This is a genomic window from Paracoccus aminovorans (genome assembly GCF_900005615.1).
In the GTDB taxonomy this organism is placed as follows: Bacteria; Pseudomonadota; Alphaproteobacteria; order Rhodobacterales; family Rhodobacteraceae; genus Paracoccus; species Paracoccus aminovorans.
Genome location: NZ_LN832559.1, coordinates 2,461,906 through 2,482,564, shown reverse-complemented (window position 1 = coordinate 2,482,564; position 20,659 = coordinate 2,461,906). Strand labels below are relative to the sequence as shown.

20 protein-coding genes and 1 pseudogene are annotated in these 20,659 nt (G+C 62.1%); 11 read left to right on the top strand and 10 right to left on the bottom strand.

From position 1 onward, the window contains the following. Window positions 1–74: 74 nt before the first annotated feature. The 11 genes from JCM7685_RS12390 (at window position 75) to JCM7685_RS12345 (ending at window position 10,921) form a co-directional block, all read left to right on the top strand. On the top strand, window positions 75–269 hold the full coding sequence (locus tag JCM7685_RS12390; RefSeq protein ID WP_074970763.1) for a hypothetical protein: 195 nt from the start codon (window positions 75–77) through the stop codon (window positions 267–269). 54 nt (window positions 270–323) lie between these two features. Beyond that, window positions 324–572 carry a hypothetical protein gene (locus tag JCM7685_RS12385; RefSeq protein ID WP_074970765.1) on the top strand — a complete coding sequence of 83 codons (249 nt, stop codon included), beginning with the start codon at window positions 324–326 and terminating at the stop codon, window positions 570–572. 482 nt (window positions 573–1,054) lie between these two features. After that, on the top strand, window positions 1,055–1,144 hold the full coding sequence (gene kdpF / locus JCM7685_RS20800) for a K(+)-transporting ATPase subunit F (protein ID WP_074970767.1): 90 nt from the start codon (window positions 1,055–1,057) through the stop codon (window positions 1,142–1,144). A 30-nt stretch (window positions 1,145–1,174) separates the two neighbouring features. Next, on the top strand, window positions 1,175–2,872 hold the full coding sequence (gene kdpA / locus JCM7685_RS12375) for a potassium-transporting ATPase subunit KdpA (protein WP_074970769.1): 1,698 nt from the start codon (window positions 1,175–1,177) through the stop codon (window positions 2,870–2,872). 8 nt (window positions 2,873–2,880) lie between these two features. After that, on the top strand, window positions 2,881–3,057 hold the full coding sequence (locus tag JCM7685_RS19900) for a hypothetical protein (RefSeq protein WP_170848983.1): 177 nt from the start codon (window positions 2,881–2,883) through the stop codon (window positions 3,055–3,057). Between the two features lie 41 nt (window positions 3,058–3,098). Then, complete coding sequence (gene kdpB / locus JCM7685_RS12370) at window positions 3,099–5,168, top strand: potassium-transporting ATPase subunit KdpB (protein WP_074970771.1); 2,070 nt, start codon at window positions 3,099–3,101, stop codon at window positions 5,166–5,168. A gap of 75 nt (window positions 5,169–5,243) precedes the next feature. Then, the gene (gene kdpC, locus JCM7685_RS12365) at window positions 5,244–5,819 is read left to right on the top strand and encodes a potassium-transporting ATPase subunit KdpC (protein WP_074970774.1); all 576 of its coding nucleotides are present in this window, start codon (window positions 5,244–5,246) and stop codon (window positions 5,817–5,819) included. Window positions 5,820–5,877: 58 nt separating this feature from the next. Then, window positions 5,878–8,583 carry a sensor histidine kinase gene (locus JCM7685_RS12360; protein ID WP_170848984.1) on the top strand — a complete coding sequence of 902 codons (2,706 nt, stop codon included), beginning with the start codon at window positions 5,878–5,880 and terminating at the stop codon, window positions 8,581–8,583. After that, a complete protein-coding gene (locus JCM7685_RS12355) occupies window positions 8,580–9,275 on the top strand; it encodes a response regulator transcription factor (RefSeq protein ID WP_074970778.1) in 696 nt (231 codons plus the stop codon). Before JCM7685_RS12360 ends, JCM7685_RS12355 begins: the two co-directional genes overlap by 4 nt. A 46-nt stretch (window positions 9,276–9,321) precedes the next feature. Further along, window positions 9,322–9,774 (top strand): PTS sugar transporter subunit IIA, encoded by a 453-nt coding sequence (locus JCM7685_RS12350; protein WP_074970779.1) that lies wholly within the window; start codon window positions 9,322–9,324, stop codon window positions 9,772–9,774. A 169-nt stretch (window positions 9,775–9,943) separates the two neighbouring features. After that, window positions 9,944–10,921, top strand: a complete 978-nt coding sequence (locus JCM7685_RS12345) for a LysR family transcriptional regulator (protein ID WP_074970781.1) — start codon at window positions 9,944–9,946, stop codon at window positions 10,919–10,921. 28 nt (window positions 10,922–10,949) lie between these two features. Here JCM7685_RS12345 and JCM7685_RS12340 read toward each other — a convergent pair whose 3' ends face one another. From JCM7685_RS12340 to istA, 10 genes and pseudogenes are all read right to left on the bottom strand, one after another. Further along, window positions 10,950–11,171 (bottom strand): DUF2274 domain-containing protein, encoded by a 222-nt coding sequence (locus JCM7685_RS12340; protein ID WP_074970783.1) that lies wholly within the window; start codon window positions 11,169–11,171, stop codon window positions 10,950–10,952. After that, window positions 11,168–12,367 (bottom strand): TrbI/VirB10 family protein, encoded by a 1,200-nt coding sequence (locus JCM7685_RS12335; RefSeq protein ID WP_074970785.1) that lies wholly within the window; start codon window positions 12,365–12,367, stop codon window positions 11,168–11,170. Before JCM7685_RS12335 ends, JCM7685_RS12340 begins: the two co-directional genes overlap by 4 nt. After that, window positions 12,364–13,320, bottom strand: coding sequence for a P-type conjugative transfer protein TrbG (trbG, locus tag JCM7685_RS12330; protein ID WP_074970787.1), 957 nt, complete (start codon window positions 13,318–13,320; stop codon window positions 12,364–12,366). Before trbG ends, JCM7685_RS12335 begins: the two co-directional genes overlap by 4 nt. Further along, window positions 13,317–14,006, bottom strand: coding sequence for a conjugal transfer protein TrbF (trbF, locus tag JCM7685_RS12325; RefSeq protein WP_035227367.1), 690 nt, complete (start codon window positions 14,004–14,006; stop codon window positions 13,317–13,319). Before trbF ends, trbG begins: the two co-directional genes overlap by 4 nt. Next, window positions 14,003–15,358 (bottom strand): P-type conjugative transfer protein TrbL, encoded by a 1,356-nt coding sequence (gene trbL, locus JCM7685_RS12320; protein ID WP_074970789.1) that lies wholly within the window; start codon window positions 15,356–15,358, stop codon window positions 14,003–14,005. Before trbL ends, trbF begins: the two co-directional genes overlap by 4 nt. Window positions 15,359–15,361: 3 nt before the next feature. Continuing rightward, a complete protein-coding gene (gene trbK-alt / locus JCM7685_RS12315) occupies window positions 15,362–15,649 on the bottom strand; it encodes a putative entry exclusion protein TrbK-alt (RefSeq protein ID WP_074970791.1) in 288 nt (95 codons plus the stop codon). Between the two features lie 10 nt (window positions 15,650–15,659). Further along, window positions 15,660–16,439 carry a P-type conjugative transfer protein TrbJ gene (trbJ, locus tag JCM7685_RS12310; RefSeq protein ID WP_074970793.1) on the bottom strand — a complete coding sequence of 260 codons (780 nt, stop codon included), beginning with the start codon at window positions 16,437–16,439 and terminating at the stop codon, window positions 15,660–15,662. Continuing rightward, window positions 16,436–18,235: pseudogene (gene trbE, locus JCM7685_RS12305) on the bottom strand (conjugal transfer protein TrbE); the annotation flags it as partial. The gene trbJ and the pseudogene trbE, both read right to left, overlap by 4 nt. 135 nt (window positions 18,236–18,370) lie before the next feature. Continuing rightward, the gene (gene istB, locus JCM7685_RS12300) at window positions 18,371–19,099 is read right to left on the bottom strand and encodes an IS21-like element helper ATPase IstB (RefSeq protein ID WP_028030902.1); all 729 of its coding nucleotides are present in this window, start codon (window positions 19,097–19,099) and stop codon (window positions 18,371–18,373) included. Beyond that, window positions 19,099–20,598 carry an IS21 family transposase gene (istA, locus tag JCM7685_RS12295; protein ID WP_090271472.1) on the bottom strand — a complete coding sequence of 500 codons (1,500 nt, stop codon included), beginning with the start codon at window positions 20,596–20,598 and terminating at the stop codon, window positions 19,099–19,101. The genes istB and istA overlap by 1 nt, the downstream gene beginning before the upstream one ends. Between the last annotated feature and the right edge of the window lie 61 nt (window positions 20,599–20,659).

Here is a 20,659-nt window from a genome sequence, read left to right as displayed (position 1 = left end):
CTACGTATCGGCAAAAAGCATCATCTTACTCGACGAGTAGAAGATTCTGCCGATATCGAGAAAGGATGTCTACGATGTACCCTCGTGGTTACTATTTCTATGCGATGCAACAACAGAACAAGGCCAAAGTCGGGCGGACGGATGGCGAGGTCAAGGTTGCCACGCCCTCGGATGAGCCGATGGCCGACGTTGGAATGTTCCTGCGGCTCGGAGTCGTGATGGCCCTGGTGATCGCGGCCGTCGCCACACTCACCTCGTTGGCCGGCTAGCGCGCCATCGACGTCCACAGCTCAGTCTTCAACGAACAATCAGGATCATCCACCATGGCAAGCGCCATTCAGCCGAAAGAGCCTCCTCAACCTCTGAACCATTTCTTTGTCGGCCAGGACAACCGAGGATGCTGGACTGTCCGCGATGAGCGTAACCTCGTCGGCGGCTGCTTCGTGAGTAAGGATGCGGCGATTCACTTTGCCCGTCAGGAAACCAACAACGCGCCGGGCGCCGTGATCTGCATGGGCGAAAGCCAGCGCCTGAGCCTGGACCCGCTGTTTGGACATCGGGAAGCTGCCTAGCTGGTTGCCGTCGATCCGGAAGCCCCACCTTTGCACTCATGACCTTCTCGCGACGTTGGAAATGGGGAAGAAAACCTTCGGCTTGAGATAATCAAAGCCCGCCGACTCTACCGAGTCGGCGGGCTTTTTACTTGCCAGCGGGCTTCAAGCGAAAATTCCTATGGAATTTTTATGAGCGAGGTCCAAAAAACTATTAGATTCCTATTTTTTGAGGCCCCGTCCTCTCTCGAACCTATATGCGGTTCGCGTCCATATTTCCGCCAAATTCCTCCTCCGGCACCCGTGTGTACGCAAGGGCGCGCCGGAAGAATTATCGCTGTGGCTTGCCAGGCTTTTCCGTCTTGGCTGGCCATTCGTATCAACTGCGGCGCCGGAGGCGAAAGCAATGGACGTTATTGTGCTGGCAATAGGTTTTGGATTTTTCGCACTGATGTTTGGATACATCAGAGTTTGCGAAAAGCTCTGACCGGGAGACATCAATCATGATCTTGGAATATTTTCTCGGAGCAGCCGTTGCGGTCCTTGTGACTGGTTATCTGCTCTATGCCCTCGCTCGTCCCGAGCGGTTCTGATCAAGATAGCAGCTCGGAAAGAAACCACCGATGACAATAAATGGATGGATACAGATCCTGGTCTTTCTCGGGATCGCAATCGCGCTGGTGAAGCCGCTCGGCGGCTACATCACGCGCGTCATGAACGGCGAAAGGAGCTTCCTTTCTCCGGTTCTCGGACCCGTGGAACGCGGCCTCTATCGCATGGCAGGAACGAGCGAGAAGGAGGAGCAGCATTGGACGACTTACATGGTCGCCATGTTGCTTTTCAATCTCGCGGGCTTCGCACTGCTCTATCTGCTTCAGCGCATCCAGGGCGGATTGCCGTTCAATCCCGCCGGAATGGGTGCTGTAAGCGCGGATTCGTCGTTCAATACGGCGGTCAGCTTCATGACCAACACCAACTGGCAGGGCTACGGCGGCGAAACCACCATGAGCTACCTGACGCAGATGGCCGGCATTACGGTGCAGAACTTCGTTTCGGCCGCGGTCGGTGTGGCTGGAGCGATGGCGATCATTCGAGGCTTTTCGCGCGCCTCTGCCAAAACCGTGGGCAATTTCTGGGTCGACCTGACGCGGGCGACGCTCTACATCCTGATGCCGATCTGCATCTTGGGCAGCCTGGTGCTGGTGTGGCAAGGCGTTCCGCAGAACCTCAATCCCTACACCGTCGCTACGACGGTTGAAGGCGCGCAGCAGACTATCGCGCAAGGCCCTGTCGCCTCGCAGATGATCATCAAGCATTTGGGAACGAATGGCGGCGGCTTCTTTAATGCCAACTCCTCTCACCCGTTCGAGAACCCGACGGCGCTGACAAATCTGATTCACATCCTGGCGATCTACTCGATCTCCTTCGCGATGCTGAATGTGTTCGGCCGCATGATTGGTAACCAGAAGCAGGGTTGGGCGCTGCTTGCCGCGGTCCTCACCATCGTCGTCGCCGGCATCGGCGTCATCTATTGGGCGGAATCGGCAGGCAACCCGCTGCTCCATGCGCTCGGCCTCGAGGGCGGCAACATGGAAGGCAAAGAGACGCGGTTCGGTATCGCGCTGTCCTCGCTCTTCGCTGTGGTAACGACGTCGGCCTCGACGGGTGCCGTCAACACCATGCATGACAGCCTGATGCCGCTTGGGGGCCTGGTGCCCTTGTTCAACATGCAGATCCCACCACTCGGTGGCATCGGCGCCGGTGTCTACGGCACCTTGGTTTTCGCGATCCTGGCCGTCTTCATCGCCGGTCTGATGGTCGGTCGCACGCCGGAATATATCGGCAAGAAGATCGAGGCGAAGGAAGTGAAGATGAGCATCCTCGCGATGCTTGGACCGTCGCTCGCCATTCTGGCTCTGACTGCGATCGCCGTCGTTCTTCCTGTTGGCTTGTCCAGCATCCAGGACGCCGGCCCGCACGGATTGAGCGAGGTGCTGTATGCCTACACCTCCGGCGCCAACAATAACGGCAGCGCCTTTGCCGGTCTCAACGCGAACACGCCCTTCTTTAACATCACCATCGGACTTGCGATGCTGATGGGGCGCTTCCTGCTCATCGTGCCGGTGCTGGCGATCGCGGGCTCCCTCGCAGCCAAGAAGAGTGTGCCGGCATCGACGGGAACGCTGCCAACGACGGGACCGCTTTTCATCGGCCTTGTCGTCGGCGTGACGTTGATCGTCGGCGGCCTGACGTTCTTCCCGGTCCTGGCGCTGGGTCCGATCGTCGAGCACTTCGCCATGTTGGCGGGCCAGACGTTCTGAGGATCTCGATGACGGCCAAATTGCTGAGATCGATCCGATTTGTCGTGAACCCTCGCTCCTGGTTTCAGGAGCGAGGGGCGGCCAGACCGCCCAGGGCATCGACGATCATTCTCGGCATGACACTGGCTTTGGGGGGCGTGGTGCTCCTCGCCAAACTTATCACTGAATTGCTCGCGGCGGCGTGACCGGATGGTTGGCCCCAAGAACAAACTCGCTGGAGTTTCTTATGAACCAGTCCAAATCCGCGAGCATGCTGGACGCTCGCATACTTGTACCGGCCATTGGCGATGCCTTCCGGAAACTGAATCCGAAGAGCCTCGCCAAGAACCCCGTTATGTTCGTCGTCGCGGTCGTCTCCGTCCTGACGACGGTACTGCTGTTAAAAGACATGGCGACCGGGGCCGAAAATGTCGGCTTCTCGCTGCAGATCGTGCTGTGGCTCTGGTTCACGGTGCTCTTCGCCAACTTCGCCGAAGCCGTCGCCGAAGGGCGCGGCAAGGCGCAGGCTGAATCGCTTCGGCGCACGCGCAGCGAGACCCAGGCCAAGCTGCTCTCGAACGGCGGTTCCGACTACAAAATGGTGCCTGGCGCCACGCTGAAGGTCGGTGACGTTGTTCTGGTGGAGCCCGGCGACATCATCCCCTCTGATGGCGAAGTGATCGAGGGTGTTGCCTCGGTGAATGAAGCCGCCATCACTGGCGAATCGGCTCCGGTGATCCGCGAGTCAGGCGGCGATCGCTCTGCCGTCACCGGCGGCACGCAGGTGCTCTCCGACTGGATCAAAGTGCGGATCACGGCTGCGGCAGGCTCGACCTTCATCGACAAGATGATCGCTCTCGTCGAAGGCGCCGAGCGCCAGAAGACGCCAAACGAAATCGCGCTCAATATCTTGCTCGCGGGCATGACGTTGATCTTCGTGCTTGCGGTCGTGACCATTCCGAGCTTCGCTGCCTATTCCGGCGGTGTGGTTCCGGTGATCGTGCTGGTCGCCCTGTTCGTCACCCTCATCCCCACAACCATTGGTGCGCTGCTGTCGGCCATCGGCATCGCAGGCATGGATCGGCTGGTGCGCTTCAATGTTCTGGCCATGTCCGGCCGGGCCGTGGAAGCTGCCGGCGACGTCGACACGCTGCTGCTTGACAAGACCGGCACCATCACGCTCGGCAATCGCCAGGCGAGCGAGTTCCGGCCGATCCGCGGCGTCACCGAGAAGGAGCTGGCCGACGCGGCGCAACTTGCCTCGCTGGCTGACGAGACGCCGGAAGGCCGCTCGATTGTCGTGCTCGCCAAGGAAAAATACGGCATCCGTGCTCGCGACATGGCCAGCCTCAACGCCACGTTTGTTCCCTTCACGGCGCAGACCCGGATGAGCGGCGTCGACCTGGACGGTTCGACCATCCGCAAGGGCGCGGTCGATGCGGTTCTGAAACATGTGGAGCTCGCCACGGTCGCGACCGGCAGCCCGCGCGCGTCCGCCGAAAGCGTCCGTGAGCTTCAGGGCATCGCCGACCAGATCGCCAAGGCGGGCGGCACGCCGCTGGCCGTGGTGAAGGACGGCCGCCTGCTCGGCGTCATCTACCTCAAGGACATCGTCAAGGGCGGCATCAAGGAAAGGTTCGCCGAGCTGCGGCGCATGGGCATTCGCACGGTGATGATCACCGGCGACAATCCGATGACCGCGGCGGCTATCGCCGCCGAAGCGGGCGTCGACGACTTCCTGGCTCAGGCGACGCCCGAGAACAAGCTGGCGCTGATCCGCGAGGAACAGGCCAAGGGCAAGCTCGTCGCCATGTGCGGCGACGGCACCAATGACGCCCCGGCGCTCGCCCAGGCCGACGTCGGTGTGGCCATGAACACCGGCACGGTCGCTGCCCGCGAGGCCGGCAACATGGTGGATCTCGACAGCGATCCGACCAAGCTCATCGAGATCGTGGAGATCGGCAAACAGTTGCTGATGACGCGCGGCGCGCTGACGACGTTCTCGATCGCCAACGATATCGCGAAGTATTTCGCGATCATCCCGGCGATGTTCCTCGTCTTCTATCCGCAGCTTGGTGCGCTCAACATCATGGGCCTCGCTTCGCCCCAGAGCGCGATCCTGTCGGCGATCATCTTCAACGCCCTCATCATCGTGGCGCTGATCCCGCTGTCGCTGAAAGGCGTCAAGTATCGCGCCATCGGAGCGGGCTCGCTGTTGTCCCGTAACCTCCTGATCTACGGCCTGGGCGGCATTCTCGTCCCCTTCGCCGGCATCAAACTCATCGACATGGCGATCACCGCCATCGGTCTCGCCTGAGGCGAAACCGACGACCACGAAATCATTCCGCGTCCTTGCTGTTGTTCAGCGGCGGATCATTCGGGACAAACAAAGATGCTCAAGCAAATCCGACCTGCGATTTTCATGATCGTGGCCTTCACCATCATCACCGGACTTCTCTATCCGCTCGGTATCACCGGGATCGCGCAGGCGATCCTTCCCTTCCAGGCCAATGGTAGCCTGATCGAGCGCAACGGCACCGTCGTTGGCTCCGAGCTGATCGGCCAGCGGTTCACCGGCGAGCGCTACTTCCATCCCCGCCCGTCGGCGGCCGGCTCGGACGGCTATGACGCGGGCGCTTCGAGTGGCTCCAACCTTGGCCCCACCAGCCAGGCGCTTCGCGATCGCGTCGCCGCCGATACAGAGGCTCTGCGCGCGGCGAACGGTGGCGATGCGACCGTTCCGATGAACCTCGTGACCGCCTCGGGCAGCGGACTTGATCCGCATATCACGCCCGAAGCCGCCTACTTCCAGGTGAGTCGTGTCGCCAAAGCGCGCGGTATCGACGAGGCTGTGGTGCGCGCATTGGTCGATCAGCATGTCGAGCCGCGCATGCTCGGCTTCATGGGCGAGCCCGTGGTCAACGTTCTCAAGCTGAACCTGGCGCTCGACGACGCCAATAGAGGCTGAATGAAGTCGTCAGGACGGCTATAATAGCCGTCCTGACCGTCGATCCGGAGTCAATTAAGTGTCTGACGACCCAATACGAGAGCAGAGCCGGCCATCGCCTGATGCATTGCTGGAAAATGCGCAGCGGGAGACGCGGGGCCACCTCAAGATCTTTCTTGGGGCGGCGCCGGGTGTGGGCAAAACGTATGAGATGCTCATGTCGGGCCGGGCTCAGCGGGCCGATGGCGTCGACGTGGTCATAGGGGTGGTCGAGACCCACGGGCGGGCCGAGACCGAGGCTCTGGTCGACGGGTTCGAGATCGTTCCGCGTCGCGCTGTGCCCTATCGAGGGCATGTGCTCGATGAAATGGACATCGACGCGATCCTCGCGCGCAAGCCGGCGCTGGTCCTGGTGGACGAGCTCGCCCACACCAACGCTCCTGGCAGTCGCCATCCCAAGCGCTATCTCGATGTCGAGGAACTGCTGGCCAACGGCATAGACGTCTACAGCACGCTTAACATCCAGCATGTTGAAAGCCTCAACGACGTGGTGGCGCAGATCACACGAATCCGGGTGCGGGAGACCGTTCCGGACTCGATCATCGACCGCGCTGACGACATCGAGATCATCGACATCACGCCGGGTGACCTGATCAAGCGGTTGAACGAGGGCAAGGTCTATCTGCCCAAGACAGCGAAGCGCGCGACGCAGAACTATTTCTCGCCAAGCAATCTGACGGCCCTTCGTGAGTTGGCGCTGCGGCGCACGGCGCAGCGGGTCGATGACCAGTTGGTCACCCATATGCAGGCGCATGCGATCGCCGGGCCGTGGTCGGCCGGTGAGCGCGTATTGGTGTGCATCAACGAACGGCCCGGAGCGATGGCGCTCGTGCGCTATGGCCGCCGCCAGGCGGACCGGCTTCGTGCGCCATGGGCCGCGGTTCACGTCGAGACGAGCAAGGATGCCCGGCTCTCCGAGCAGAATAAGGACAAGATCGCCAGCGCACTGCGTCTTGCCGAGCAACTCGGCGCCGAGGCCGTTACCCTGCCCGGCGAGAACGTTGCGCAAGAAATTCTGACCTACGCATCGACCAACAACTATACGCATGTCATCGTCGGCATGCCGACCTCGCCCAGATGGCGGGAGATTTTCGCAGGCTCTGTTTCGCATGACCTGATCCGGGCCAAGACGGATGTGAGCGTGCACGTTATCTCGCCGGGCAACGGCGAGGGAACGCGACCTACAGCGACGCACAGCGCGCGGCCCAAGCGACGGCTGGACTTCGGCAACTATCTCTGGAGTTCCCTTTACGTCGCCGTGGCGCTGGGCATCGGAACGGCGCTGTCGCGCTTTCTGGATGTCCGCAACATCGCCCTCGTTTTCCTGATGGCGGTGCTGGCCTCGGCGATGGGCGGCGGGCTCTGGCCGGCGTTGTTTGCCTCCGTGGCCAGCGCGTTCGTCTTCAACTTCTTCTTCCTCGAACCGCGCTACACGCTGGATATCGGCGACCCCGAAAGCGTCGTGGCCTTTGCGTTCTTTCTCTGCGTCGCGGTGATTGCCAGCAATCTGGCGGGCCGGGTGCAACGGCAAGCCGTGACGGCGCGCCAAAGGGCCAAAACGACCGAGGGCCTTTATCTCTTCAGCAAGAAGCTCGCCGGCGCGGGCACGTTGGGCGACGTTCTCTGGGCGACGGTCTACCAGATCGCTTCCATGCTTCAGGTCAGGGTCGTAGCTCTGTTGCCGGAGAATGGGCGCATCGCGGTCCAGGCGGGTTTCCCGCCCGATGACACGCTCGACGATGCGGACATTGCGGCGGCTCAGTGGGCCTGGGAGCATGACAAGCCGGCAGGGCGTGGCGCGGATACGCTGCCGGGCGCAAAGCGCCTCTATCTCCCCCTAAAGACCGGCAGAACACGGGTCGGCGTCATCGGTCTGGACAATGACAAGCAAGGGCCGGTTCTGACGCCCGCAGAACAGCGGCTTTTCGACTCCCTAGCGGATCAGGCCGCTCTGGCGATCGAGCGGATCCAACTGGTCGCCGATGTCGACAATGCGCGTCTGGCCGCCGAGGCGGACAAGCTGCGCTCTGCGCTTTTGACGTCGCTGTCGCATGATCTCAAGACGCCTTTGGCGTCGATCCTCGGGTCGGCAGGAGCACTGAGAGACTATTCGACCTCTCTGACGGACTCCGGCCGAGTTGAGCTGCTGACGACGATTGTCGAAGAGGCCGAACGGCTGAACAGGTTCATCGCGAACCTTCTCGACATGACCCGGCTGGAATCCGGCGCTGCGGCGGTATCGCTGACGCCGCTGTTCATCGGGGATAGCGTCGGGAGCGCGCTCCGTCGAGCCGAAAAGATACTGGCTTTCCATAAGCTAAGCCTCGCCGTGCCTCCCGATCTGCCCATGGTTCGTCTCGATCCGGTGCTGTTCGAGCAGGTGCTATTCAATCTGCTCGACAACGCGCGCAAATATGCGCCGGCAGGCTCGCTGATCGCGATAAGGGCGTGGGCGGAAGACGCCCAAATTGTGTTGCAGATCATCGACGAAGGGCCCGGCATTCCCTCCGACGATCTGACGAGAATTTTCGATAGCTTCTATCGCGTTCGGAAGAAGGACCACGTTCAGGCTGGGACCGGGCTTGGTCTGTCGATCTGCAAGGGTTTTGTCGAAGCGATGGGTGGGACGATTTTCGCAAACAACCGGGACGACAGACCCGGCGCCATTTTTACTCTGCGGTTTCCGACCGGACCGGAGCCCACGACTTTGGAAGGAAAGATATGAGTACGTCCGTAGTCAAGATTCTCGTCGTTGATGACGAGCCGCCGATCAGGAAGCTGCTGCGGGTAGGGTTGACGGCCGAGGGCTACGCCATGGTCGAAGCGGCAAACGGCGAGGAGGCCGTAGCGCTCCTCGCTGAAGAAAAGCCCGATCTCATTCTGCTTGATCTGGGGCTGCCCGACATCTCCGGCCATGACCTGCTTGAGAGGTGGAGGGCCGAGCTTGTCGAGTTGCCGATCGTCATCCTCTCCAGCCGGACCGATGAAACGGGCATCGTCAAGGCGTTGGAGCTCGGTGCCGATGATTATCTCACCAAGCCATTCGGGATGCGCGAACTGGCAGCGCGCATTCGGGTGGCGCTGAGGCACAAGCTTCAGCAACAGGGCGAACGTCCAATATTCCAGGTCGGCGATCTCTCGGTCGACCTGGTGAAGCGGATCGTCAAGGTCGCAGACAAGGAGGTGAAGCTCTCACCCAAGGAGTACGAAATCCTGCGCGTTCTCGTGCAGCACGCGGGCAAGGTCATCACGCACCAGCACATCCTCAAGCATGTGTGGGGCGGCTCGACCGATGTCCAGTATCTGCGGGTCTATGTCCGCCAGTTGCGGCAGAAGATCGAGGCCACGCCTGATCAGCCGCAATATATCCTTACTGAAACAGGTGTCGGTTACCGCCTCCGTGAGCCGGAGCAGTGACTGCGCGCGCTCGTCTACGGGCGAGCGACTTAACGTGAGTATCCCTATGAACCTGTCATCTGCCATCGCACCAGAGGACGTGATCCTTGATCTATCCATCTCGACAAAAGCCGTCCTGATTAAGAAGCTGGCCGCGTATGCGGCCGCTCGCACTGGGGTGGACGAGGAAGCAATCCATACCGCTTTACTGGGCCGCGAGCGTCTGGGTTCGACGGGCATTGGCCATGGCGTCGCCGTGCCTCATGCACCGGTCCCCAGCCTTCAGACATCCTTTGCGGCGTTGATGGTGCTGAAGAAGCCAATCGATTTCGAATCGGTGGACGACCTTCCTGTCGATGTTGTCTTTCTTCTGCTCTCGGTTCCCGAAGGCAGCAATGAGTACCTGAAGATTCTCGCCGCGGTCGCCCGCCGGACCCGCGATGAACAAGTCATGAAAATGTTGCGCGGCGCGAAGTCGGCGCATGCCGCTTACTCCATCTTGGTAGAGCAGCCGGTATGAGGAGTTTCCGACGACCGGACCGACAGGAGTTCATGGTCGTCGCCGGCTTCGCCCGACAAGCGACTCGGGGACAGATCGTAGTTGTCTTTTTCAAAGGGGACCGCTGCCCAAGGCCATTGGTTTTGAGGGAGTTATCGCTTCCTCCTCCGGCCGACTGAAGGTCGATTGGATGGAGGAGGAAACCCAGGACACAGAGGGGCCTTTCTTTCCTCCTGTGTTCACGAAGATCCCATTTGATCTGAGCGCGCTTCAGTATGTCGTAGCGGCGGCGGACTATGGCAGCTTTCGGCGGGCTGCGGAGGCGTTGGGCCAATATCCGGCGACAGTGAGCCGCGGCGTGCAACGCATTGAGGATGTGGTGGGCGTCTCGTTCTTCGAGCGTTGCTCTTCCGGGATACGCCTGACGGATGCCGGAGTGCAATTCGTCGCAGCTGTCCGTCCAGCGATTGACCAAATTATGCGAGCGACCCAAACCGCCGGCGCAGCGGGCCGCGGAGAATACGGAAGACTGAGCATCGGGGTTCTGACGTCGTTGGCGGGCGGCTTTCTAAGGGAGCTTATTGAACAGTACACCTTGTCACATCCCAAGGTAGCCATAGAGGTCAGGGATGGAGGAAGGGCCGAACACATAGCCGCACTGCGATCACGGCAACTGGATATCGCTTTCTTTACTGGGAATGGCGCAATCGCCGATTGTGAAACTGCCGAACTCTGGCGAGAGCAAGTGCATGTTGCGTTCTCAGCAGATCATCATCTAGCCGAGCGTGAATCGATTGAATGGTCGTGGCTCCGCGACCAGAAATTCCTAGTGACGAAATGCGCGCCCGGTTTGGAAGTCCACGATTACATCGTTCGTCGGCTGGCGGATTATAGCACCTATCCCGCCTTTGAGATTATGCCCTGCAATCAGGAGACATTGATGAACATGGTTGCGATCGGCAGGGGCATCACTGTTGTGTCGGCCGGTTGGAGCTTTGTCTCCGTTCCTCGGCTCGTACTGCGCCCTCTGGTTGCGGACGAAGACACAGTTCCCTTCAGCGCGGTGTGGGCTCCCGGGCGGGACAACCCGTCACTTCGACGTTTTCTCTCGCTGGCCTCGAAACTGGCGTCAAAGGACCCTGGAGAGCGGTTGAGGCGACTTATCTGAGCCTACTGTACGGACACTGTGATCGCTGTCAGCCCCGATTTCGGCGCGCTTTGGCGAATCCTCGGTCAGTTGCCATAAATCGCTCAAGCATCGGAACAATGAGCTTTTTGGGGTCTATGACGGGCTGGCCGGTTTCACGGCCAAGCGCCTCCGCATAGGCACTGAGCTCACGGTGCAGGGCGCCGGGCAGGTCCAAGCTTATCTTAACCGGCTTATCCTCCGCGATCGGGCCGAGTTTCAGTTTCGTCATTGTGCAACTCCATATGGTTCGAGCAAGAGATCCCGGGTGACGATCACGCGGACGGGGAAGCCCGGCCGGATTGTCAGCGTGGGCGCGACCTGCAACTGGCGGCGGATGATCTGCTGGCCGGCGTCATTGATGGTGTCCTGCGCGCCGTCACGAATGGCGCGTATCAGCTGGTCATCATCATCGACAGCGAGCTCCGTACCGATGGCGAGAAGGGTCGAGAGGCCAGCCGCTTTGGCGAGGTCCCACCAGTGATAGTCGACACCGTCTTCCAGACCGGCATAGCCCTGCGTGTCGGCGCCAGGCTGGCGTTCCAGAATGATCGAGCGGCCATTGGGGAGGATCAGGCGGTTCCAGACGAGCAACACCCGGCGTTGACCGAAGCCGACATCGTTGCTGTATTCGCCAATAATCCGCGTTCCCTGGGGCACCAGAAGAAAGCGGCCCGTGGGGCTGTCGTAGATATTCTCGGTGACTTGCGCGGTGATCTGCCCTGGAAGATCCGAGCGGATGCCAGTGATGAGAGCCGCCGATATGACGGCGCCGGCTTGGAGGACATAGGGCGATGCTGGGGCCATGATGCGATCGGTGGCAACTGTGCGCCGATCGACCGGAGCAGTGAGGAAGGCATTCTGCCGGTCCTGGGCCGTCGGGGCACCTTGCAGTCCGGCCAGCCCCAGACCCGCGAGATTCGGATTGGCCATGCCGCCAGTCGTTCCCGTCCCGGCCCCTGAGCCGGGCGCGGTCTGGAAGAAGACGCGGCTCGTGCGGGCAGCTTCCTCTTCGGCGAGCCTGCGTTGTTCTTCAGGATCGACCTGGGGCGTCGCCATCGTTGGTGGAACGACGGGTTGGCCCCGGTTCTGGGCGTCCAGAATCGGACCACCGAGGTCTCCGGGCAGCGGCGGACCGAGAACCGGGCCGGTGTAATCGCGTGGCAGACCGGCAAGACCGTCAGCGGTTGCCCGATTGTCAGTCGAATAGAGTTCCTCGTTTCCTGTGCCGCCATCGCGGGTCTGGAGCGCATAGAGCAGCGCGCCGCCTATGCCGATGCTGGCTACGAGGCCGACGCTGGCGAGAACCTTGCGCGAAAGGCGGGTTACGCGCGGCGGTTCGGCGCGCAGCCGCATCGTGGTTGCGGAATCGACCGGGGCACCGGTGAGGGGCGCGTCATCCTCGCGGTTGGTTTCTTGATTGCTCATGAAGCGGGCCTTCCATCGGTGCGGACGATCCGTACAGTCTGCTGGCGGTCGCTGCCGCCGAGGCGCAACTCGGCCGCGCCGAACAGGCGATCGACGATCAGAATGTGTTGGTGGATGCGGCTATTGACGATCTGGGATTCGCCGTCCGAGCCGATAACGAATAGCGGCGGCATCTCGCCCTGCACGATCCCACGCGGGAACTCGATATAGACGCGCCTGCCGTCGTCATAGACAGAGACAGGTCGCCAGGGCGGTGCATCGCCAGTCAGCGAGTAGCGATAGTTGCGCTCTGTCCCTGTCGGTATCGCCGGCGTGGCCGGACCGGCCTGACGTTGACCGGCTGGCGGTTGCGGATAGGCCCAGGCCACGGCGGGCATATAGGGGGTCTCGCCTGAACGCAGCTCGATCATGTAGACGCGGCGGTCGGTCGTCACGACGAGGTTGGTTGTGATGTCGGCGCGTGACGGTTTGACGAGGATATGGACGCGGCGGGTCACACCGTTGCCGCTTTCCGTATCTCCAATGATCCAGCGTGCCGTGTCGCCGGCAGCGATTGGGCCAGCGCCGGTCAGGCTCTCACCTGGCTCGAGTGCGATGTTGGTGATCTGGCCGGGAGCCGCATAGACCTGATAGAGGGCGCCTTCGCTCCAGGGATAGATCTGGATCGAATTGTAATAGCCCTCTCGTCGCGGTTCTACGCGGGCGGCGGCATTGGCGTTCTGGACACGTCCTTCGGCAGTGCTGGCGGCGGCTCCACCTCGTGCCGGTGTCCAGGCCGGCGGCACATGCAACGGCCGAGGTCGCTGATCGGTAACCGCGGCGGGCACTGCCGGCAACGGCGGCACATCTGAGTCGTAGCTGATCTGGGGTGGCCGATTGGTCGCGCAGCCTGCCAGCATGGTTGCGGAAAGCAGGACAAGCGCCAAAACGGATTTACGGAAAGCCGGGGTCATTGGCTCATCTCCCGCGACCAATTGATGGCGTTGACGTAGATCCCCAGCGGATTGGCGCGCAAGCGCTCGGCGTCGCGCGGCGTTTGGATCACGATGGTCAGGATGGCAGTCCATCGCTCGGTTCTGGAGAGTTGGCCATTTTCATAGTGACGCTCGGTCCAGGCGACGCGGAAACTGTCCGGCGACGCGCGAATGACGCTCGATACCTCGACGGCGATCTGCTGGCGGCCAACGCGGGTGAAAGGATCGTTGGCGCGGGCATAATCGTTTAGCGCCGCAGCGCCGCGATCCGTGGTCCATTCATAGGCGCGCAGCCAGTTCTGGCGCACGATGATTGGATCGGCCGGGATGGCGCGTGTCTGCTCGATGAAGCGGGCCAGATGGAAAGCGATCTGCGGATCGTTGGGACGATAGTCCGCAGAGGCCGGTGCGACTGTTTGCGCCTGACCGAGATTGTCGACCTGAACCACCCAGGGCACGACGGTCCCACGCGCCGATTGCCAGACAAGCGCGGCAGCAAATCCCGCAGTGAGCATCAGGCTGCCAAACGCCATATAGCGCCAGTTCTTTGCTTGAACGCGGGCGGAGCCGATGCGTTCGTCCCAGACCTGTGCGGCCTTCTGATAGGGCGTTTCGGGTTCCGGCGTCTTGCCGTAGTGGGTTGCGGGTCGTTTGAAGAGGCTCATGATCGATCACTTTCAGAAAGGTTGACGGAAGAGCCGCCGCCGTGGCTGTCGCCGGAGCGCACGGCATGGCCGGCGGCAGAGACGCCATGGCTGAGCGCCTGGCCGCGTTTCATGCGCTTCGCCCAGTCGGGAGCGCCGTCACGCTGCGTGCTGGTGGCGGTGGCATCGCCACCACCACCGATGGTTCCCATGGTCGAGGAGCCGCCAGTCGCGCCGAAACCGGCCTTGGCGCCATCGGAGAAGCTGGATTTGACGCTTTCGCTGGCTTTTGAAGCGGCCCGTTTGAGCGGGGATGCGGCAGCGGAACCGGCGGCGCGTGCGACGCCTCCGAGACCGGATGCGACGCCTGATGCGCCGGTCTGGCCGAGAGAACCAAGGCTGTAGGCAGAGGAAGCTGCACCGGCTGCGGCCGCGCCACCACGCACTGCGGCTGCACCGCCCGATACGGCGGCGGCACCCCCCTTCATGGCAAGCCCCGCCGCACCGCCTGCGGCAAGAGCTGCGCCGCCCACCGCGAGGCCAGTGCCGACAGCAGCGCCGGCGCCGAGCTGCGGGCCACCGGATACGAGGCCGCTGGCGATGCCGGGACCGAAGATACCAAGGCCAAGCAACGAGAGTGCGGCCAGCACAACGGCCATGGCGTCGTCGATCGAGGGGGTTTGTCCGCCGAAGCCTGCGGTGAACTGGGAGAACAGGGTTGAGCCGATGCCGATGATGACGGCGAGCACGAGGACTTTGATGCCGGATGACACCACGTTGCCCAGGACGCGCTCGGCCATAAAGGCAGTCTTGCCGAACAGCCCGAACGGGATCAGGACAAAGCCTGCCAGCGTCGTCAGCTTGAACTCGATCAGCGTGACGAAGAGCTGTACGGCCAGGATGAAGAACGCCAGGAGCACCAGAGCCCATGCGAACAGTAGGCAGGCGATCTGGATGAAGTTTTCGAAGAAGGCGATCCAGCCCATCAGGTCGGAGATGGACTCAAGCAGCGGTCGCGCTGCGTCGAGTCCCGTCTGCGCTACCTTACCGGGACGCAGGAGGTCCTGGACCGTGAAGCTGGTGCCCGAGCCCTTGAGGCCAAGGCCGGCGAAACTGTCGAAGACGATGTTCGCAAGGCTATTCCAATTGCCGATGATGTAGGCGAACACGCCGACGAACAGTGTCTTTTTCACGAGGCGGGCGATGATGTCGTCATCGGCTCCCCACGACCAGAAAAGTGCGGCGAGGGTCACGTCGATGACAATCAGCGTCGTGGCGATGAAAGCGACTTCACCGCCGAGCAGGCCAAAACCTGAATCGATGTAGCGGGTGAATGTCCCGAGGAAGGTATCGATGACGCCGGTACCACCCATGATTCATCTCTCTCCGTTGCTGGCGGGCGAGGCCGGTTGCGGCGTGCGGCCAAGGAAACGGTCGCGGGTTTCGGCCCAGACGCGCATGCAGTCGGGATCGTTGGCGGCAGCCTGACCAAGCTGCTGGCACCGGCGCTGAGCTTCGCGAAGCGGATCGCGCGAAGGCTCGTTGAGGCGGACGGGCTCCACTGCGGTAGCTTCGTCTTTCCGGGTCATCTCGATCGCCGTCGCGGTGATCGCCACGGCGACGAAAACGACAGCGCCCAGCCGGGCCAGCATCTTGCCGTCCATGGTTTGGCCCTCAGTTGCCGTTGTTGAACATCTGCGCGTTGCCCGGCTGATAGCCGGAACCCGGCGTCAGGAAGCGGCGGCGCTGTTCGCGCCCCTGTTCGGCCGCGGCCGCGCGTTCTGCTTCGGTTAACGCCCCGGCTCGTCCATTGGCGGCGAGCAGTGCGACAAGGTCGGAGAGCTGCTGCGACTGAAGGGCAAGGAGCTGATTGCCGGCCTGTGTCGCCTGGAGCGCGCCTGTCGCCCCCTGGCTTTGGCCGACCAGCGTCGACACTTCGGCGCGGTTCGTGTCGATGTTGCCGACCACGCCGGCCTGCACGCGCATGGCGTCCTGCAGTCCGCCGACGGTATTCTGCCAGCGCGAGCGGGCGTCGGCGACGAGTTGTTGATCGGTCGTCGATAGCGAGACGTTGCCGTATTGCTGCTGAAACGCCTGATCGATCTTCTGGACGTCGAAGGCGATGTTCTGAGCTTGTTGCAGAAGCTGCTGCGTGCGCTGGAAGCCCTGCTGAAGTTGCTGGAGCGAGGAATGCGGCAGGCTCGCGAGATTGCGGGCCTGGTTGATAAGCATCTGCGCTTCATTCTGTAGCTGGGTGATCTGATTGTTGATCTGCTCCAGTGTGCGCGCAGCGGTCAGCACGTTCTGCGCATAGTTCGACGGATCATAGACGATGCGGCCGAACCCGAACTGCGCATAGGCTGGAGTGGTGAACATGGGTGACAGCGCGATCGGCGTCGCCAGCATGGTCGCGGCCATGAACAGGATACGCGAGCGGGAACGATGGATAGTCATGACATAGTCTCCTTGGGGGCTGGGGGAACGAGATTGGCGAGGTTGGGGATCAAGTCCGCAGCCCAGTCGACGCCGCGCAGACGCAGCCAGGCGGCGAGGAAGCCGTCCGGGCCGTGTTCGGAGAAGATGCGGGCGATAGCGGCCTGATCGGTTTTGGAGGACGCGGCCGTCAGGGCGAGGCCGACTTCGGACAAGCCCAGGTCGAAGAGACGGTTTCCGCGGCGCGACTGGCAATAATAGTCGCGCTTCGGGGTTGCCCGCGCGAGGATCTCGATCTGGCGATCGTTCAAACCGAAGCGGCGATAGATCGCCGTGATCTGCGGCTCGATCGCGCGTTCGTTAGGCAGGAGCAGCCGCGTCGGGCAGCTCTCGATGATGGCGGGTGCTATGACCGAGCCGTCGATATCGCTGAGCGACTGGGTGGCGAAGATGACCGACGCGTTTTTCTTTCTCAACGTCTTCAGCCATTCGCGGAGCTGGCCGGCAAAACCTTCGTCATCGAGCGCGAGCCAGCCTTCATCGATGATGAGCAGCGTGGGCGATCCGTCGAGGCGATCACCGATCCGATGGAAGAGATAGGCGAGAACGGCCGGTGCGGAGCCGGTCCCAACGAGACCCTCGATCTCGAACGCCTGCACGGAGGCGGAGCCGAGATGCTCCTTTTCCGCATCGAGCAGTCGCCCATAGGGACCCCCGACGCAGTAGGACCGCAGCGCCTGTTTCAGGTCGTTGGACTGGAGGAGGACGCACAGGCCGGTGATGGTGCGTTCCTCGATCGGCGCTGAGGCGAGCGAGGTCAGAGCTGACCAGAGATGCTCTTTTACCTCCGGTGTGATCAGGACGCCTTCGCGCATCAGGATGGCGATGAGCCAGTCCGCAGCCCAGGCTCGCTCGGGCACGTCATGGATGCGAGCGAGCGGTTGGAGCGAGACAGAAACCTCGGAGCCGTCGGTAAGATCGCCGCCGAGATCGTGCCAGTCGCCTCCCATCGCCAACGCCGCGGCCCTGATGGAGCCGCCGAAGTCGAAGGCAAATACCTGGGAGTTTTCGTAGCGCCGGAACTGGAGCGCCATGAGCGCGAGCAGTACGGATTTGCCCGCGCCGGTCGGGCCTACCACGAGGGTATGACCGACATCGCCGACATGAAGGGAAAACCGGAACGGGGTGCTTCCCTCGGTCTTGCCGAACAGCAAGGGGGGCGACCCGAAGTGCTCGTCCCGTTCCGGCCCCGCCCACACCGCCGAAAGCGGGATCATGTGGGCGAGATTAAGTGTGGAAATCGGCGGCTGCCGAACATTGGCGTAGACATGTCCGGGTAGTGAGCCGAGCCAGGCGTCCACCGCATTGATGGTCTCGACCATGGCGGTGAAGTCGCGACCCTGAACCACCTTCTCGACCAGGCGCAGCTTCTCGTCGACGATACGCGGATCGTCATCCCAAACGGTGATGGTCGCCGTCACATAAGCCTGACCGGCAAAGTCGGCGCCGAGTTCCTGAAGCGCGAGATCGGCGTCGGCGGCCTTGTTGGCGGCGTCGGTGTCAACGAGGGCGGAGGCCTCGTTGGTCATCACCTCCTTGAGGATGGCGCCGATCGACTTGCGCTTGGCGAACCATTGGCGGCGGATTTTCGTCAGCAGCTTGGTGGCGTCGGTCTTGTCGAGCAGGATCGCGCGCGTCGACCAGCGATAGGGGAAAGCGAGCCGGTTCAGCTCGTCGAGGATTCCTGGCGTCGTTGCCGTCGGGAAGCCGACGATGGTGAGGATGCGTAGATGCGACGTCCCGAGACGCGGCTCCAGCCTGTCAATCGGCATTCAAACGGGCCCCCTGATCGGCGTCCAAAAGTGACCCCTTTGGCGCGCGGGTGAGCAGGCCCGTGGCGGCGTAGCTTTCCAGCTGGCGCAGCCGACGCGGGCCTGCGTTTTGGAGGGTGTTCAGGCTCGGGTTTTGATGCGCCAGCTGTCGTTGCCGGTCTCGACGATGTCGCAGTGGTGGGTGAGCCGGTCGAGCAGCGCGGTGGTCATCTTTGCGTCTCCGAAGACGGTCGGCCACTCCCCGAATGCGAGGTTGGTGGTGACGATGACGGAAGTCTGCTCATAGAGCTTGCTGATCAGATGGAACAGCAGCTGGCCGCCGGACTGCGCGAATGGCAGGTATCCGAGTTCATCGAGGATGACGAAGTCGAGCCGCATCAGATGTTCTGCAAGCCGGCCTGCCCGTCCGGCACGGGCCTCGGCCTCCAGCCTGTTCACCAGATCGACGACATTGAAGAACCTGCCCCGGGCACCATTGCGGATGACCGCGCGCGCTATGGCCACAGAGATATGGGTCTTGCCGGTCCCGGTGCCGCCAACCAGCACGACATTGCGCTGTTGGCTGAGGAACTCCCCGCTGGCCAGATCTCGCACCAGGGTCTCGTTGATTGGGGTGTCATCGAAGGTGAACTCCTCGATCTCCCGGGCATAGGGCAGCTTGGCGGTGGTGATCTGGTATTTGACCGACCGCGCTTTCTTCTCGTTGATCTCGGCGGCCAGAAGATCTCCAACGATCTGGCGGGGTTCGTGCTGGCGGCGCACAGCCACCGCCATGAGTTCGTCATAAGCGGCGCGCATCCCGTAGAGCTTCAACTCGCCCATTGCAGCCATGATGTCAGCACGATCCATCAGCAGGCCCTCCGCAGCAGATCATAACGGGCGCAGTCCGCCACAGGCTCATGGGTCAACTGCAAGGCCGGAGAGGTCAGCAGAAGCGGTGGTGGTTCCGGATCTCGCCTGCGGGATAGAATATTGAGGATTACATCGGCAGAATGGACGCCTTGCGAGAGAGCTTCGGCACATGCCTTTTGAACCACAGGCATCCCTTCCGTCAGCACAGCGCCGAGGACCTTCACCATCTGGCGGTCGCCATCTGAGGAGCCCTGCAGCTTGCGGCGGATCTGTTCAAGAGCTCCGGGAAGAACCCAGTCCTTGAACGGTGCGCCGTTACGCAGCGCCCCGGGTTTGCGAAGCAGAACAGGCACATAATGCCAGGGATTGTAAACCGTTCGGTCCCGGCCGAAGTGACGCGGGTGGTCTCCGACCAGTCGGCCCTCCTGCCGGATCTCGATCCGCTCAGCATAGGCCCTGATCTCGACCTGCCGCCCGACAGCCGTTGCCGCGACGGAGTATTTGTTGTTGTCGAAGCGCACGAGACAGGTCTTTGACACCGCCGCAGGCAGTGAATGGAATCCGTCGAAGCGCCCGGCATAGGGGACAAGGTGCGGGCGCTCTTCCTGGAAGACCTGCCAGACGGTTTTGTCCGTCAGCTCCGGATGCTTGCTGGTTCTGGCCGAGGCGATGCACTTGTCCAGCAGCCAGGCATTCAGTTCCTCGTAGCTCTTGACCCTGACGCGGGGCGCGAAAAACCGCTGACGGACAGTGCCGACCTGGCTCTCCACCTGGCCTTTCTCCCAACCCGCAGCAGGGGTGCAGGCAACGGGTTCGACCAGATAATGGCTGGCCATCTGCAGGAACCGACGATTGTAGAGGCGTTCCTTGCCGGTGAAGATGGTCTCCACCGCCGTCTTCATGTTGTCGTAGATCCCGCGGGTGCAGGTGCCCTTGAAGAAGGCGAAAGCCCTGTCGTGGGCATCGAACACCATCTCCTGCGTCTCGCGCGGATAGGCCCGCACAAAGAACATCCGGCTGTGGCACAGGCGAACATGGGCCACTTTGATGGTGGTGGTCGCCCCATCGATCACCACAACCTCGTGGCTCCAGTCGAACTGATAGGCTTCACCGGGCGCAAAGCTCAGGGGCACGAAGGCGGCAGAAGCGCCTGAACTCTGAGTGCGTGCCCAGTTCGAGGCGTAGCGGCGCACCGCGTCATACCCACCTTCATAACCGAGACCGCTCAGTTCTTCGTAGATCTGTATCAGAGACTGACGTTCCCGGCTGGACCGCGCGGCGTTGACCTCCAGCAGCCGGTTGAGTTCCCCCAGCCAGGCACCCAGCTTCGGGCGCGGCTGCACCGTCCGGGTATAGGTGAACTCGGTAATCCCGGTGCGGATCACCTTCCGCACCACCTTCTTCGACAGCTTCAGGTCACGGCAGATCGTCTTGATCCCCTTGCCCTCGGTGAAATGTAGCCGCCTGATTTTTGCGATTGTCTCCACGATCAGCATCCCGTGCTCGGCCTCCGATAATCATCGAAGGCACAATGGACCCAACCCCCGGTCGGTGGGG

Bases quoted from the DNA above. Each gene is read 5' to 3' on its own strand.
- JCM7685_RS12390 (WP_074970763.1), top strand. From the start codon at position 75: ATGTACCCTCGTGGTTACTATTTCTATGCGATGCAACAACAGAACAAG.
- JCM7685_RS12385 (WP_074970765.1), top strand. From the start codon at position 324: ATGGCAAGCGCCATTCAGCCGAAAGAGCCTCCTCAACCTCTGAACCAT.
- kdpF (WP_074970767.1), top strand. From the start codon at position 1,055: ATGATCTTGGAATATTTTCTCGGAGCAGCCGTTGCGGTCCTTGTGACT.
- kdpA (WP_074970769.1), top strand. From the start codon at position 1,175: ATGACAATAAATGGATGGATACAGATCCTGGTCTTTCTCGGGATCGCA.
- JCM7685_RS19900 (WP_170848983.1), top strand. From the start codon at position 2,881: ATGACGGCCAAATTGCTGAGATCGATCCGATTTGTCGTGAACCCTCGC.
- kdpB (WP_074970771.1), top strand. From the start codon at position 3,099: ATGAACCAGTCCAAATCCGCGAGCATGCTGGACGCTCGCATACTTGTA.
- kdpC (WP_074970774.1), top strand. From the start codon at position 5,244: ATGCTCAAGCAAATCCGACCTGCGATTTTCATGATCGTGGCCTTCACC.
- JCM7685_RS12355 (WP_074970778.1), top strand. From the start codon at position 8,580: ATGAGTACGTCCGTAGTCAAGATTCTCGTCGTTGATGACGAGCCGCCG.
- JCM7685_RS12350 (WP_074970779.1), top strand. From the start codon at position 9,322: ATGAACCTGTCATCTGCCATCGCACCAGAGGACGTGATCCTTGATCTA.
- JCM7685_RS12345 (WP_074970781.1), top strand. From the start codon at position 9,944: ATGGAGGAGGAAACCCAGGACACAGAGGGGCCTTTCTTTCCTCCTGTG.
- JCM7685_RS12340 (WP_074970783.1), bottom strand. From the start codon at position 11,171: ATGACGAAACTGAAACTCGGCCCGATCGCGGAGGATAAGCCGGTTAAG.
- JCM7685_RS12335 (WP_074970785.1), bottom strand. From the start codon at position 12,367: ATGAGCAATCAAGAAACCAACCGCGAGGATGACGCGCCCCTCACCGGT.
- trbG (WP_074970787.1), bottom strand. From the start codon at position 13,320: ATGACCCCGGCTTTCCGTAAATCCGTTTTGGCGCTTGTCCTGCTTTCC.
- trbF (WP_035227367.1), bottom strand. From the start codon at position 14,006: ATGAGCCTCTTCAAACGACCCGCAACCCACTACGGCAAGACGCCGGAA.
- trbL (WP_074970789.1), bottom strand. From the start codon at position 15,358: ATGGGTGGTACCGGCGTCATCGATACCTTCCTCGGGACATTCACCCGC.
- trbK-alt (WP_074970791.1), bottom strand. From the start codon at position 15,649: ATGGACGGCAAGATGCTGGCCCGGCTGGGCGCTGTCGTTTTCGTCGCC.
- trbJ (WP_074970793.1), bottom strand. From the start codon at position 16,439: ATGACTATCCATCGTTCCCGCTCGCGTATCCTGTTCATGGCCGCGACC.
- istB (WP_028030902.1), bottom strand. From the start codon at position 19,099: ATGGATCGTGCTGACATCATGGCTGCAATGGGCGAGTTGAAGCTCTAC.
- istA (WP_090271472.1), bottom strand. From the start codon at position 20,598: ATGCTGATCGTGGAGACAATCGCAAAAATCAGGCGGCTACATTTCACC.